14 protein-coding genes and 1 pseudogene are annotated in these 13541 nt (G+C 71.1%); 8 read left to right on the forward strand and 7 right to left on the reverse strand.

Annotated features, from left to right (window positions below; translation table 11 throughout):
• Positions 1-19 precede the first annotated feature (19 nt).
• The 3 genes from O7601_RS16440 to pdxT all read left to right on the forward strand — a co-directional run bounded on the left by O7601_RS16440 (position 20) and on the right by pdxT (position 2182).
• Complete coding sequence (locus tag O7601_RS16440) at positions 20-517, forward strand: hypothetical protein (RefSeq protein ID WP_281562008.1); 498 nt, start codon at positions 20-22, stop codon at positions 515-517.
• 143 nt (positions 518-660) lie between these two features.
• Positions 661-1575, forward strand: coding sequence for a pyridoxal 5'-phosphate synthase lyase subunit PdxS (gene pdxS, locus O7601_RS16445; protein ID WP_093404522.1), 915 nt, complete (start codon positions 661-663; stop codon positions 1573-1575).
• Position 1576: 1 nt separating this feature from the next.
• Entirely contained in the window at positions 1577-2182 is a 606-nt protein-coding gene (gene pdxT / locus O7601_RS16450) for a pyridoxal 5'-phosphate synthase glutaminase subunit PdxT (protein ID WP_281562009.1), read from the forward strand.
• 252 nt (positions 2183-2434) lie between these two features.
• Here pdxT and O7601_RS16455 read toward each other — a convergent pair whose 3' ends face one another.
• Positions 2435-3283, reverse strand: coding sequence for a helix-turn-helix transcriptional regulator (locus tag O7601_RS16455; RefSeq protein WP_281566948.1), 849 nt, complete (start codon positions 3281-3283; stop codon positions 2435-2437).
• Between the two features lie 103 nt (positions 3284-3386).
• Here O7601_RS16455 and O7601_RS16460 point away from each other — a divergent pair, with 103 nt between their 5' ends.
• The 5 genes and pseudogenes from O7601_RS16460 to O7601_RS16480 all read left to right on the forward strand — a co-directional run.
• Complete coding sequence (locus tag O7601_RS16460; protein ID WP_281562010.1) at positions 3387-4028, forward strand: NAD(P)H-dependent oxidoreductase; 642 nt, start codon at positions 3387-3389, stop codon at positions 4026-4028.
• A 7-nt stretch (positions 4029-4035) separates the two neighbouring features.
• A complete protein-coding gene (locus tag O7601_RS16465; protein WP_281562011.1) occupies positions 4036-4332 on the forward strand; it encodes a hypothetical protein in 297 nt (98 codons plus the stop codon).
• 219 nt (positions 4333-4551) lie between these two features.
• Positions 4552-5301, forward strand: a complete 750-nt coding sequence (locus O7601_RS16470; RefSeq protein WP_281562012.1) for a YebC/PmpR family DNA-binding transcriptional regulator — start codon at positions 4552-4554, stop codon at positions 5299-5301.
• Between the two features lie 127 nt (positions 5302-5428).
• Positions 5429-5965, forward strand: coding sequence for a helix-turn-helix domain-containing protein (locus O7601_RS16475; RefSeq protein WP_281562013.1), 537 nt, complete (start codon positions 5429-5431; stop codon positions 5963-5965).
• Positions 5962-6210 (forward strand): annotated as a pseudogene (locus tag O7601_RS16480) (MFS transporter); the annotation flags it as partial. The gene O7601_RS16475 and the pseudogene O7601_RS16480, both read left to right, overlap by 4 nt.
• A 250-nt stretch (positions 6211-6460) precedes the next feature.
• Here O7601_RS16480 and O7601_RS16485 read toward each other — a convergent pair.
• The 6 genes from O7601_RS16485 to O7601_RS16510 form a co-directional block, all read right to left on the reverse strand.
• Entirely contained in the window at positions 6461-7522 is a 1062-nt protein-coding gene (locus tag O7601_RS16485) for an ABC transporter permease (protein WP_281562014.1), read from the reverse strand.
• The gene (locus tag O7601_RS16490; RefSeq protein ID WP_281562015.1) at positions 7519-8412 is read right to left on the reverse strand and encodes an ATP-binding cassette domain-containing protein; all 894 of its coding nucleotides are present in this window, start codon (positions 8410-8412) and stop codon (positions 7519-7521) included. The genes O7601_RS16485 and O7601_RS16490 overlap by 4 nt, the downstream gene beginning before the upstream one ends.
• Positions 8413-8493: 81 nt before the next feature.
• Positions 8494-9171 carry a response regulator transcription factor gene (locus O7601_RS16495; RefSeq protein ID WP_281562016.1) on the reverse strand — a complete coding sequence of 226 codons (678 nt, stop codon included), beginning with the start codon at positions 9169-9171 and terminating at the stop codon, positions 8494-8496.
• Positions 9168-10436 carry a sensor histidine kinase gene (locus O7601_RS16500; RefSeq protein WP_281566949.1) on the reverse strand — a complete coding sequence of 423 codons (1269 nt, stop codon included), beginning with the start codon at positions 10434-10436 and terminating at the stop codon, positions 9168-9170. Before O7601_RS16500 ends, O7601_RS16495 begins: the two co-directional genes overlap by 4 nt.
• A 487-nt stretch (positions 10437-10923) precedes the next feature.
• Complete coding sequence (locus O7601_RS16505) at positions 10924-12864, reverse strand: M48 family metallopeptidase (protein ID WP_281562017.1); 1941 nt, start codon at positions 12862-12864, stop codon at positions 10924-10926.
• Positions 12865-12874: 10 nt separating this feature from the next.
• Positions 12875-13471 carry a LemA family protein gene (locus O7601_RS16510; protein WP_281562018.1) on the reverse strand — a complete coding sequence of 199 codons (597 nt, stop codon included), beginning with the start codon at positions 13469-13471 and terminating at the stop codon, positions 12875-12877.
• Between the last annotated feature and the right edge of the window lie 70 nt (positions 13472-13541).

A 13541-nucleotide genomic window follows, 5' to 3' on the forward strand; every position in this document is an offset into this window, starting at 1 on the left:
CAGCACTACGATGCCGGGCATGTGGTGGGTGGTGGGCGCGACGGTGGTCGTCGCCCTGGTCGCGGTATACCTGATCTGGACCGCCGGCCGGGTCGAGCGGCTCCAGGACCGCGCCCAGCTCGCCGCCCGCGCCCTCGACGCCCACCTGCTGCGCCGGGCCGCCGCCGCGGCGGTGCTGGCCGAGCGCCGCTACGGCGTCGAGTTGTACGCGGCGGCGCGCATCGCCCTCGACGCCCAGCCGGAGGAGCGGGAGGCGGCCGAGAACGACCTGACCCGGCAGCTGCGGTCGGTGCAGCTCGATCCCACCGACGCCGACTGTGAGGCGGTCATCGCCGCCAGCCGACGGCTCGCCCTGGCCCGCCAGGTGCACACCGACCTGGTCCGGGACGCCCGTGCGGCGCGCAGCCGGCCGCTGGTGCGGCTGTTGCGGATGGGACGCCGGCACACCTGGCCGCGCTACTTCGACATCGACGACCCGACCCTCACCCTGCCCGCCGCCGACGTGCCCAGCCGCTGAACCGCTCGGCCGAGCCGCCGGTTGCTCCGGGGTGACGGCGGACACAGAGCAGGCCACCACGGGGCTGATTGGCTGTCGGAGTGGCGTTGGCCCGGGCGTAGCATCTGCGCTGCCACCTCCCGAGGCGCCTGAGGAGCGACGACGTGTCCGAGACGACTTCCCCGAACACCGCCACCCCGGTCGTCGGCACCGCCCGTGTGAAGCGCGGCATGGCCGAGATGCTCAAGGGTGGTGTGATCATGGATGTGGTCACCCCCGAGCAGGCCAAGATCGCCGAGGACGCCGGCGCGGTCGCGGTGATGGCCCTCGAACGGGTACCCGCGGACATCCGCGCCCAGGGCGGGGTGTCCCGGATGAGCGACCCCGACATGATCGACGGCATCATCAACGCGGTCTCCATCCCGGTGATGGCCAAGGCCCGCATCGGCCACTTCGTCGAGGCGCAGATCCTCCAGTCCCTCGGGGTCGACTACGTCGACGAGTCCGAGGTGCTCACCCCGGCCGACTACGCCAACCACATCGACAAGTGGGCGTTCACCGTGCCGTTCGTCTGCGGCGCGACGAACCTGGGCGAGGCGCTGCGTCGGATCACCGAGGGCGCCGCCATGATCCGCTCCAAGGGCGAGGCCGGCACCGGTGACGTCTCCAACGCCACCACCCACATGCGGAAGATCCGCCAGGAGATCCGCCGCCTGACGTCCCTGCCGGCCGACGAGCTGTTCGTCGCGGCGAAGGAGTTGCAGGCACCGTACGAGCTGGTCAAGGAGATCGCCGAGACCGGCAAGCTGCCGGTGGTGCTCTTCACCGCCGGTGGTATCGCCACCCCGGCCGACGCGGCGATGATGATGCAGCTCGGCGCCGAGGGGGTCTTCGTCGGCTCCGGCATCTTCAAGTCCGGCAACCCGGCCCAGCGGGCCGCCGCCATCGTGAAGGCGACCACCTTCCACGACGACCCGGACGTGCTGGCCAAGGTTTCCCGGGGCCTCGGCGAGGCGATGGTCGGCATCAACGTCGACGACATCCCGCAGCCGCACCGCCTCGCCGAACGCGGCTGGTGACGTGACGGCACCCGTGATCGGTGTGCTCGCCCTTCAGGGCGACGTCCGCGAGCACGTCACGGCGCTGACCGCGGCGGGCGCGCAGGCCCGTCCGGTACGCCGAGCGGCGGAACTGGACGCGGTCGACGGACTGGTCATCCCGGGCGGGGAGTCCACCACGATCAGCAAGCTGGTCGACATCTTCGAGCTGCGCGACCCGATCGACAAGCGGATCGCCGCCGGCATGCCGGTCTACGGCTCCTGCGCCGGGATGATCATGTTGGCCAGCGAGGTTCTCGACGGCCGGCCGGACCAGCGCGGCTTCGACGGCATCGCGATGACCGTCCGCCGCAACGCCTTCGGCCGGCAGGTCGACTCCTTCGAAGCGCCGGTGGAGATCACCGGAGTCCCGGGCGGGCCGTTGCACGCGGTCTTCATCCGCGCGCCCTGGGTCGAGCGGGTCGGCGATGGCGTGGAGGTGCTCGGCACGGTGTCCGACGGACCGGCCGCCGGCCGGATCGTCGCCGTACGCCAGCACAACCTGCTGGCCACCTCGTTCCACCCGGAACTCACCGGCGATCCCCGCCTGCACGCCTACTTCGTCGACCTGGTCCACGCCGCCCGCTGATCCTGCTCCGCCCCCCGCGCCGTCTCGCGCCGCGCCCGTGCCGCGCTGTGCCCGTGCCGCGCTGTGCCCGTGCCGCGCCGTGCCCGCGCCGCGCCGTGCCTGCGCCGCGCCGTGCCCGCGCCGCCCGCGTGGCGTGCGCCAGCAGTTTCGGGGATGTTGCTGCCTCCAAGCCCTTGGAGGCAGCAACATCCCCGAAACTGCGCGGATCTTGCCCTGTCGGTGGGGCGGCCGCGTCGCCGACAGGACTGGGCGTCAGCCGGCTACCGAGCGGAGGCCACCGGGGCGGCGGCCCAGGAGGCGGTCCAGCGCGGCGGCGCTGGCCGCGTCGGTGGGCTGCTGCACCACCAGCCGCTGCTGGTCGTCGGCGAGGTCCAGCGTCTCGTACGACAGCCGCAGCGGCCCCACCTCCGGATGCCGCAGCCAGCGCACCCCGCTCGGCTGCACGGCGACCGGCCGGCGCTGCCACCGGGACCGGAACGGCTCCCCGACCGTCCGGTCGAGCCGTTCGGCGAAGGCGTCGGCGGCGGGGTCGCCCCCACGCAAGCGGTGCAGGTCGGCGACCTGCTGGTCGGCGAGATCGGCCCAGTCGGGGAAATGCTCCGGGGCGCGTTCGTCGGCGAAAACGAACCATACGAGGTTGGGGCGCTCGTCATCGAGCAGCCCCAGCGGCCGGGCCAACCGGTCGAACGGCTCGTTCCAGGCCAGCACGTCGCCGATCCGGTTGATGAGGTACGCCGGCCGGTCCCTCAGCGCGTCCAGCAGCGTCCGGACCTGTGGGCGGACGGTACGCGACACGGTCGGCCGCCCACCCGCGCACAGTTGCCGACGGTGGTCGACCGACGCGAGTTGCTGAAGGTGCCGCCGGTCGGCGTCGTCGAGGCGCAGCGCCTCGGCCAGCGCGGCGAGGATGCCCGGCGACGGGCGGGTGTCCCGACCCTGTTCGAGCCGGGTCAGGTACTCCACGCTTACCTGGGCCAACGTGGCCAACTCCGCACGCCGCAGGCCCGGCGTACGTCGTCTGCCGTTGGTGGGCAGCCCCACCTGCTCGGGCCGCAGGGCCTCGCGGCGGCTGCGGAGGAACGCGCCCAACTCGCCGTCCATCACGCGTCCAGTCTGCCGCGCCCGTGGCCCGGGAGCATGTCCCCGCCAGGGCTACCCTTCCGCCGGTCTCCCCGCCTGCTCCTGACGGCGGTGGGATCGGCTCATGAACAGAACAGGACAGCCCGGACTGATCAAGGTGGGCCTGATCGTCGGCAGCAGTCGCCCGCAGCGACGTGGCCCGGCGGTGGCGGGATGGGTGGCCGAGAGGACGGCCGAGCATCCGGCGGCGCGAGCAGGTGAGGTGACCGTCGAACTGGTGGATCTCGCCGAGCAGCGACTGCCGATACTCGACGAACCGGTCCCGGCGAGGTTCGGCGACTACCGTCACGAGCACACTCGCCGCTGGTCGACGGTGGTGGCGGCCTACGACGCGTTCGTCTTCGTCACCCCGGAGTACAACAGCTCGGTCCCGGCAGTGCTCAAGAACGCCATCGACTTTCTGAACGCCGAGTGGCGCGGCAAGCCGGCCGGTGTGCTGACCTACGGCGCACGCGGTGGCGGGCGGGCGGCCGAGCACCTGCGGCCGATTCTCGCCGAGGTGGGCATGGCCGTCCTACCGAGCCATGTCGAGCTGGGATTGTTCACGGACTTCGACTGGTCCGGTCAGGATCGGTCCGATCCGACCGCCGAAGGTCGGATCGCGCCCGGCGAAGACAGGGCGGCGATGATCACGGCCATGTTCACCGAACTCCTCGCTGCGGTCCGGACTGCCGGTCGGGACGTGGTCCCGGCTGTCGGCCGGTGAGCTGACCATGGAAACGCTTCTGATCACGTATCGGGTCCGCCCGGACTGTCTCGACGAGCATCTGGCCCTGCTCGACGTGGTGCACCGGGACCTGGCCCGGCTGCATGCGCCCGGGTTCCGCTATCTGACTCTGCGGCTCGAAGACGGGCTCAGTTTCGTCGACGTCGTCATGGGCCCGGACCTGCCCGGACCACTGCCGTCGCTGGAGTCGTTCGGCCGCTTCCGGGCGCGGCTTGAGGAACGCTGCGAGCAGCGCAGCACGACCGAGTTCACCGTGCTGGGGTCGTACGGCATGGGGGAGTGACTTCGTCCGCTTTGTGCCGCCCGGGGGAGAGCGGACCGACGGCTGACGTGCGGCGGGTGACGACCACCCGCCGCACGTCGGTAGGATTGTCGAGATTCGGCAGGGCCATCTGGCCGCCACTGCTTCCACCAGAGCTGACCGGCACCACCGTGTGCGCCGGTGCGGAGCGGGGCGCTCGGTGCGGTCGATGCAGACGGCGGGTAGCAACGGAGGTAACAGATGTCCGGCCACTCAAAGTGGGCGACGACCAAGCACAAGAAGGCGGTCATCGACGCCAAGCGCGGCAAGATGTTCGCCAAGCTGATCAAGAACGTGGAGGTCGCGGCGCGTACCGGTGGCGGAGATCCGGCCGGCAACCCGACGCTCTACGACGCGATCCAGAAGGCCAAGAAGAACTCGGTCCCCAACGACAACATCGACCGGGCCGTCAAGCGCGGCTCCGGCCTGGAGGCCGGCGGCGCCGACTACCAGACGATCATGTACGAGGGGTACGGCCCGAACGGTGTCGCGCTGCTGATCGAGTGCCTGACCGACAACCGCAACCGCGCCGCCACCGAGGTACGCACCGCGCTGACCCGCAACGGCGGCTCGTTCGCCGACGCCGGGTCGGTGTCGTACATGTTCTCCCGCAAGGGCGTGGTGATCGTGCCCAAGGCCGGCACCAGCGAGGACGACGTGATGCTGGCCGTCCTCGACGCGGGCGCCGAGGAGGTCAACGACCTCGACGAGGCGTTCGAGGTGATCTCCGAGCCGGGTGACCTGCTCGCCGTGCGAACCGCGTTGCAGGACGCCGGCATCGAGTACGAGTCGGCCGAGTCCTCCCTGATCCCCAGCGTCAACGTGCCGCTGGACGAGGAGGGCGCGCGCAAGGTCTTCAAGCTGATCGACGTCCTGGAGGACTGCGACGACGTGCAGAACGTCTACGCCAACTTCGATGTCAGCGACGAGATCATGGCCGCCGTCGGCTGAACCATAGTTGACGAAGAAGGCGCCGGCCGTCGGTCGGTGCCTTCTTCGTCCTTGGAACTGACGGTCGGACCGCCATGCAGTTGCTAGAGACCCGCGTGCCCTGCGGGCGTACGCCCACCCGCTGCGGATGCGTCTGATCGGGCTGCTGCGTGGCGAAGGGCCGATGACCGCGACCCAAGCGGCGGCTCGGCTCGACGACAACGTGCCGAACTGCTCATTCCACCTGCGGCAACTCGCCAAGTATGGGTTCGCCGAGCGGGTCCCCGGGGCGGACGCCCGGGAACGGCCCTGGCGGGCCACCACGCAGTACACCTCCTGGGACGACGACTCCGACGATCCGGCCATGCGGGAGGCCACGGACCAGATCAACAGCGTGATGGTCGGCATCTACCTGCAACGGGCGCAGGACTACCTCGCCATCCGCGCCGACGAGCCCGCCGAGTGGCGGGCCGCCGCCGGCTTCGGCGACGCGTTGCTGCACGTCACCGCCGCTGAGCTGCGCGAGGTCACGGAACAGATCGACGCGCTGCTGGCCGGGTACGACGAACGGATCGCCGACCCGGCGAAGCGCCCGCCCGGCGCCCGCCCGGTGACGTTCGTCCAGATGGCGCTACCACGCGGCGCCGTACCTCCGCAGGAGACGGCGAGCGGGGACGAATCGTGACCGAATCTCTCGCCCTGGCCGACTCGGCGCCGCCGCGCCGGCCGCGCGTCCCACGGCTGCTGCGGCAGGCAGCCTTCCGACGTTACTGGTCCGCGCAGACCGTGTCGCTCTTCGGCGACCAGATCACCATGCTCGCCGTGCCGCTGCTGGCGGTGCTCGCTTTCGGCGCCGGACCCGCCGAGATGGGCTACCTGACCGCCGCCTCGCTGCTGCCGAACCTGTTGTTCTCCCTGCCGGCCGGCAGCAGGGCCATGTCGCACGTCGACCACGAGTTGGACCTCTGGTGGGCGGCGGACGCCGGCCGGATGTCGTCACGGATGTGGAGATGTTCGCCCAGCGGCCGGTGGAGGGGCGCTCCGCCAAACACCTGCAGGGAAACTGCGGCATTCGCGCGCCGCTCAGGCAGCAAGTTCGGGGAAACTGCTGCATCGCGCGGCGCTGAGGCGGCAAGTTCGGGGAAACTGCTGTCTGAGCGCCGCGCGGGGGCAGCGGCGCTCAGCCCAGGGTTTCGCGTTCGCGCCAGGCGGTGCGGATCGAGGTGCGGCCGTTGGTGCGAAGCAGCGAGCCCTCGTAGACGCGGGCTCCGGCGAGCAGGAACCCGGCCGCCGCGACCAGGAGCAGGACCAGCGAGACGACCAGTTCCCACCCGGCGGCGTCGCCGGTGAACAACCGCACCGGCATTGCCGTCGGCGCGGAGAACGGCAGGTAGGACAGCACCCGCATGGCGGTGACGTTGTCGTTGAGGAAGATCACCGCGAAGAACGGCAGCATCACCGCGAGCTGTACCGGCATCGACACACCACCGATGTCCTCCAGCCGGTTGACCAGCGCGCCGGCCGCCGCCCACATCGACGCGATCAGCACGAAGCCGAGCAGGAAGAACGGCACGAACCAGCCGATCGCCGGCCCGAGCAGCGACAGCAGCCCACCGTTGTCGCCGAACGCCATGCCGGCCACCGCGACCACGGCCACCAGGGCGATCTGTCCGAGCGCCAGGATCGTACCGGCGAGCATCTTTCCGGCCAGCAGGGCGCGGACCGGCACCGCGGCGACGAGGATTTCCACGATCCGGGTCTGCTTCTCCTCGATGATGCTCTGCGCGATCTGCACCCCGAAGGTCTGCGAGGTGATGAAGAAGATGAAGGCGAAGGCGAACGGCACCAGGAAGGCCACCACCGGGTCCACCGCGTCCGGGTTCAGCAGGCGGACCGGAGGTTCGGTGCTCAGCGCGGAGACCACGTCGCTGGGGGCGTCGTCCATGGCGAGCACGGCCGGGCCGGCGACCACCGCGGCGTCCGCGTCGCCGTCGCGGACCGCCTGCTCGGCGGCGGCGTCGTCGGGTACGGCGAGCACCTCCAGCCCCGCCTCCCGCAACGGGCCGGCCGCCGCCTCGGTCACCGCCACGGTGGACGGCCCGCCGGACAGCAGCGGTGGCAGGATCGTCGCCGCCGCCGCGATCAGCAGGAAGACGGCGGTGCTGATCAGGAAGGTACGGTCGCGTAGCTTGACCCGGATCTCCCGGGCGGCGACGAGGCGGGTGGCCTGCATGACGTTCACTTGGCGACCTCTCGGAAGATCTCGGCGAGGGAGGGGGTGACCGGGCGGAACGCGCGGACCGGGCCGCGCTCCAGTGCGGCGCGCAGCACCGGCTGTTCGTCGGCGCCGGCGGCCAGGTCGAACACGGCGCGCGCACCGTCGAGGTCCACCAGGCTCACCCCAGGGTGGTCGCGCAACCAGCCGGCGTCGGTCTCCACCACCAGCTCGAACCGGGGCGTGGTGTACGCCGAGCGCAGCTGCTCTCGGCTGCCGGCGGCGCGGATCGAGCCGTCCGCGATGATCACCAGGTCGTCGCAGAGTCGTTCGACCACGTCCAGTTGGTGGCTGGAGAAGAGCACCGGGGCACCGGCGGCGGCCCGCTCCCGCAGGACGCCGACGACCGTGTCCACGGCCAGCGGGTCGAGGCCGGAGAAGGGTTCGTCGAGCACCAGCACCTCGGGATCGTGTACCAGCGCGGCGGCGATCTGCGCCCGCTGCTGGTTGCCCAGGGACAGCGTCTCCAGCAGGTCGTCGCCCCGTTCGGCGAGCCCCACCCGCTCCAACAGCCTGTCGGTGGCCCGGCGGGCGGCCTCGGCGGTCAGCCCGTGCAGCTGCCCCAGGTAGGTGACCTGCTCCCGGACGCTCATCTTCGGGTACAGGCCGCGTTCCTCCGGCATGTACCCGAAGCGTCGCCGCGCGTCCCGGCTCAGCGGTTCGCCCCGCCATGTCACCTGGCCGGCGTCGGCCGCGAGCACCCCGAGGATGATCCGCATGGTGGTGGTCTTGCCGGCGCCGTTGCCGCCGACGAAACCGGTCATCCGGCCGGCGACAACGTCGAATGAGACGTCCTTGAGTACCTGACGGTCGCCGAAGCTGCGGTCGACGCCGTCGAGACGGAGCACGCTGGTCATGGCGTAACGGTAGGTGGTCGGTGGCCGGCTGCCGTCCGCCCGTCGTCGGAGATCACGACTCCGTCTCACGGCGGAGGTCGCTCACCCGCCGGGCCGGACCACCCCGTGTTCGTAGGCGAAGACCACCGCCTGCACCCGGTCGCGCAGACCCAGCTTGGCCAACACCCGGCTGACGTGAGACTTCACCGTCGCCTCGCCCAGGTGCAGGCCGGCGGCGATCTCGGCGTTGCTGGCACCTCCGGCGAGGAGCACCAGGACCTCCCGTTCCCGGGGTGTCAGGCTGTCCAACGCCGCCGCCGATGCCACCTCATCACCGGGTTGGCTGCCCGGGCGGGCGAAGGTGGCGATCACCCGCCGGGTCAGTTCCGGCGCGAGCAGGCCGTCGCCGCGGGCCACCACCCGGATGGCGTCGACCAGGGCCTCCGGTGTGCCGTTCTTGAGCAGGAAGCCGCTGGCCCCGGCGCGCAGCGCGGCGAAGAGATAGTCGTCGCGGTCGAACGTGGTCAGCATCAGCACGGCCGGCCCGCCCGGCTCGTCGTCGGCGCTGATCCGCCGGGTGGCCTCCAACCCGTCCACCCCGGGCATCTCCACGTCCATCAACACCACGTCCGGACGCAGCGCCCGGGTCATACCGACGGCCCGCTCCCCGTCTGCGGCCTCGCCAACCACCTCGATGTCGTCCTCGATCTCCAGGATCACCCGGAAGCCCGTACGCACCAGGTGGTGGTCGTCGGCGAGGAGTACCCGGATGGGTTTCATGTCGAACTCCCTGTCGGCAGCGGGAAGCGGACCCGCACCCGCCAACCACCTCCGGTTCGCGGACCCACCTCCAACTCTCCGCCGTGGGTCGCGACCCGTTCCCGCATCCCGATCAGTCCCAGCCCGTCGGCGTTCATCGAGTGGCTGGCCCGGCCGTCGTCGCTGACCTCGACCTCCATCTCCTGCGACAGATAGCGGATCCGGACATCGAGCAGACTCGCCCCGGTGGCGTGCTTCAACACGTTCGTCACCGCTTCCTGCACCACCCGGAACGCGGCCTGGGAGACCGATTCCGGCAATGGCTGCGGATCGCCGTACACCCCCAGGGTGGCGCGCAGCCCGGCCTCGCCGGCCCGGTCCACCAGCGTGGCAATCCGGTCGATTCCAGCCGGCTGCCGGGCGTCTTCCGCGTCACCGTCGCGGGCCCGCAGCACGCCGAGCATCCGGCGCAACTCGTCGACCGCTCGACGGGCGGTCTCCTCGATGGCGGCGAGAGCGGCACGGGCCTTCGGCGGATCCTTGTCGAAGACCCGGCGGCAGGCCGCCGCCTGCACCCCCATGACCGACACGTGGTGGGCGACCACGTCGTGCAGCTCACGGGCGATGCGTACCCGCTCGCCGACCACCGCGTGCTCGCGTACCTCGGCCTGTGACCGGCGCAGCCGTTCCGCCTGCTCGGCCACCTGGTGCTCGCGACGAGCGGCCACCCAGGCGGTCTCGCCGAAGAAGTACGCGAACCCGAAGTACAGCGCGTTGACCAGGATGCCGGTGACGATCGCGGCGAGCACCGGCGGCACCGGGCCGACCGCATCGGCGAAGGACTCTGCGGTCAGCGTCCGATAGTTGATCGACAAGGCGATCCCCATCCAGGTGAACATCGCGATGATCACGCCGATCCGTAGTCGGCGGGACAATCGACGGTTCCGGCCCCAAGCGCCCAGCGTGTAGATGGCGATGAACAGCGCCCAGGAGGAGAGCTGCCACTCGGGGACGGCCCGCACCTGCGAACCGATGAACGCGGCCGACACGGCCAGCGTGGCGGCGGCGGGGAAGCGACGTCGCCAGATCAACGGCAGCGGCACCGCGACGGTCCAGAAGAGCTGTTCGACACCGGACGGCGGTGGCCCCAGCAGGAATGCCCCGGTGCTGCGGGCCAACGTCAGGCTGAGCAGGGCGAGGGCCGTCGCGGCCAGACCGGCGTACAGGTCCAGCCGTCGTTGCTCCGGCGTCGGCCCCGCCCGTCGCCACTCGTCGGTGGTCTCCACCCGTCGCCACTCGTCGCTGGTCTCGGCAGGCTGCCGCCACCGGTCGGCGGTCTCGGTGCTCACCCTCGGCAGCATGCCACCCCCGCGCCGCCCGCCGCCCCGTCGACTGGGACAGACTGCCCATCCGCTCACCGATCCTCACGCAGAGTGTCGCCCGGCCTCCCCTCACCAATACACCTGCACTCCCTTTGCTCTGCTTCAACCGACGCAATGCTCACGGAAAGTATCAGCGTAGGTGGCCTTTGCGGCCCAGGGCTGACACGGCATGCCAGCTCAAGGGCCAGTGCGTGGGTTGAAGCAGAGCAAAGCGTGCGTAGTGGAGTGCAGGTATGACCCGGTGTTGTGACGCACGGTAATAGTGACTCTCTGTCTCTGGACTCGCTGTGGGCCCATATGTGGGCGGAGCACCGTCGGGTCGCGCCGGGCCGGGTCGCGCCGGGCCGGGTCGCGCCGGGCCAGGGACGCCGGGCGGCGGGAAGCCGGGCGGTCAGCCGGTGACGTGGCCGGCCATGGGTGGCAGCGGACAGTGCAGCAGACCGCAGATCGTCCGCAGCAACTCGATCTCGGGTACGGTCATCATCCCGTCGTGGCTGATCACCGCGACGGTGGCTGCCACCAGCCGTTCCTTGTCGGCCGGGCGTAACGCGTCGAGCACCGGCCAGGCGGTCTCCAGGGCGAGCACGCCGTTCTCCGGCGGCGCGTATGGCAGGGCGGCGCCGGGCAGCAGCGCGGCGACGCCGGCCTGGAAGGCCCGTTCCGCTTCGGGTCGGTCCGGGTGTCCGACCTGCGCGAGGATGGCCAGCAGGGTGGCTGCGGCAGACCGCGCGTCGGTGAGTTTGCGCCGGTCGGTACGCCACCGGGAGTCCGGCCGCAGCGACTCCGCCAACTCGGCGAGCAGCAGCCGGGACAGGCAGTACTCGGTCACGTTTATCGCGCCGTCGGCCTGGATCAACGTGAACACGGCCGCCAGCAGCGACTCCACCTCGGGGCCGGGCCGATCGCGTAGCGCCGGGAAGGCCAGTTCGGCCAGCGGCAGTCGCAGCTCGGCGGGGAGCTCGACCAGGTCGTCCGCCGCGCGCAGGGCGTCGTCGGCCAGTTCCTGGCCGTGCCGCTGGGCCACTGCGGCGTACTGGTGCTGCCGGGCCGCCGGCTCGGCGCTGAGCAGCAGGCCGAGCAGCAGCGGTACGGCCGCCTGCCGATCGCGGGCCCGGTCGAGCAACGGATCCGGGATCCGATCGAGGATCGCCGCAGCGTGGGCGTAGGCGGTCGCGGTAGGGGTGGCGACCCGGGCCAGCACCTCGTCCGGTGCGACGCGTACCCGCTCGCCGCGTACTGGTGGCTCGGGCTGAGCCGGTGGCGTCTGCCCCGGCGCCAGACCCATGGCGACGTCCTCCTGGCGGCCCGAGGGCGGTGCCGCCGCCCACTGCCGCGACAACTGTCGCAGTTCGCCCGGGTCGAACGACGGCTCCAGGGCCTTGATCCGGTCGACCAGCGGGGGATGGGTGGCGAACCAGGACGTCCGGGCGGCCTCGCCGAAGAGCATGTGCCCCACCTCGTCGCGCTTCGGCGACTTCAGTTCGGATCCGTCGCTCAGCCCCCCGATCTTCTTCAGCGCTCCGGCGATGCCCTGGGTCTGGCGGGTGTACTGCACGGCCGAGGCGTCGGCCAGGTACTCCCGCTGTCGAGAGACCGACGCCTGGATGAGCCGCCCGGCGAGCACGCCGACGTAGCCGGCCACCAGCAGGGCCAGGCCCACCAGCGCCAGCGGGGCGGCGCTGCCGCCGCCGTTGTTGCTGCGGGACCGGCCGCCGCCGATGACCCCGGCGCGGGCCAGCCCGCGGCCGATCACGGTCAGGAAGAGGATGCCGAACAGCAGACCCATCAGCCGGATGTTGAGCCGCATGTCGCCGTTGACGACGTGACTGAACTCGTGGGCGATCACCCCCTGGAGTTCGTCGCGGTTCAGTCGCTGCAACGCGCCCCGGGTGACGGCGACGGCCGCGTCGGACGGGGTCCATCCGGCGGCGAAGGCGTTGATCGCCGTCTCCTCCGGCAACACATAGACCTCGGGGACGGGTACGCCGGAGGCCAGCGCCATCTCCTCCACGACGTTGCGCAGCCGACGCAGCTCCGGATCGGTGGTGTTCGCCGGCACCGGCACCCCACCCAGCTCGCGGGCCACCTTCCCGCCGCCGCCGCGCAGCGCGAGCGTACGGACCAGGGCGGCCAGCCCGATCGCGGCGAGGGTGGCGACGGAGACCATGGCGATGAACCCGGCGAGCTGGGCGGGATCGGCGGCGGTGGCGTTGAAGGCGAGCAACGCCGCGATGTTCACCACCACCACGATCCCGACCACGGCCAGCACGAACAGCAGCACCAGCCGGGTCGACAGCCGACGCACCTGGCGCTGTCGCTCGAAGAAGTTCATCGGGGCCCGATCAGAACGAGACCTGCGGCGCCTGGCGCTGCTGCGGGTCGTCCGGCTGGAACAGCTCCGCCGGTCCGAACGAGAACATCCCCGCCACCATGCTGGAGGGGAACACCTCGCGCTTGTTGTTGTAGGCCATCACCGCGTCGTTGTACGCCTGTCGGGCGAAGGCGACCCGGTTCTCCGTCGAGGTCAGCTCCTCCGACAGTTGCATCATGTTCTGGTTGGCCTTGAGGTCCGGGTACGCCTCGGAGAGCGCGAACAGCCGCCCCAGGGTGGCGGTGAGGGCATTCTCCGCGCCGCTGAGCTGCTGCATCGCGGCCGGGTCGCCGGGGGCCGCGGCGGCGGTGGCCTGCGCGTTGACGGCGGCGTTGCGAGCGTTGATCACCGCTTCGAGGGTTTCCCGTTCGTGCTTGAGGTAGCCCTTCGCGGTCTCGACCAGGTTGGGGATCAGGTCGTGTCGCCGGACGAGTTGCACGTCGATCTGGGCGAAGGCGTTGCGGTACGCGTTGCGGGCCCGGACCAGCCCGTTGTAGATCGACACACCGAAGCCGAGCACCGCCACGACGATCAACACCAGGCACACCAGTCCGATGATCAGTTCCACGGCCGCTCCCTCGGTGTTAGTCGGTACTTCCACTGATCATCGTACGTTCGCCGGTCCAGGCCCGCTCCTG

It is taken from the genome of Verrucosispora sp. WMMD573 (genome assembly GCF_027497175.1).
In the GTDB taxonomy this organism is placed as follows: domain Bacteria; phylum Actinomycetota; class Actinomycetes; order Mycobacteriales; family Micromonosporaceae; genus Micromonospora.

Coding starts and splice junctions, on each gene's coding strand:
- O7601_RS16505 (WP_281562017.1), bottom strand. CDS start 12,864: ATGAACTTCTTCGAGCGACAGCGCCAGGTGCGTCGGCTGTCGACCCGG.
- O7601_RS16465 (WP_281562011.1), top strand. CDS start 4,036: ATGGAAACGCTTCTGATCACGTATCGGGTCCGCCCGGACTGTCTCGAC.
- O7601_RS16490 (WP_281562015.1), bottom strand. CDS start 8,412: ATGACCAGCGTGCTCCGTCTCGACGGCGTCGACCGCAGCTTCGGCGAC.
- O7601_RS16495 (WP_281562016.1), bottom strand. CDS start 9,171: ATGAAACCCATCCGGGTACTCCTCGCCGACGACCACCACCTGGTGCGT.
- O7601_RS16460 (WP_281562010.1), top strand. CDS start 3,387: ATGAACAGAACAGGACAGCCCGGACTGATCAAGGTGGGCCTGATCGTC.
- O7601_RS16455 (WP_281566948.1), bottom strand. CDS start 3,283: ATGGACGGCGAGTTGGGCGCGTTCCTCCGCAGCCGCCGCGAGGCCCTG.
- O7601_RS16470 (WP_281562012.1), top strand. CDS start 4,552: ATGTCCGGCCACTCAAAGTGGGCGACGACCAAGCACAAGAAGGCGGTC.
- O7601_RS16440 (WP_281562008.1), top strand. CDS start 20: ATGTGGTGGGTGGTGGGCGCGACGGTGGTCGTCGCCCTGGTCGCGGTA.
- O7601_RS16475 (WP_281562013.1), top strand. CDS start 5,429: ATGCGTCTGATCGGGCTGCTGCGTGGCGAAGGGCCGATGACCGCGACC.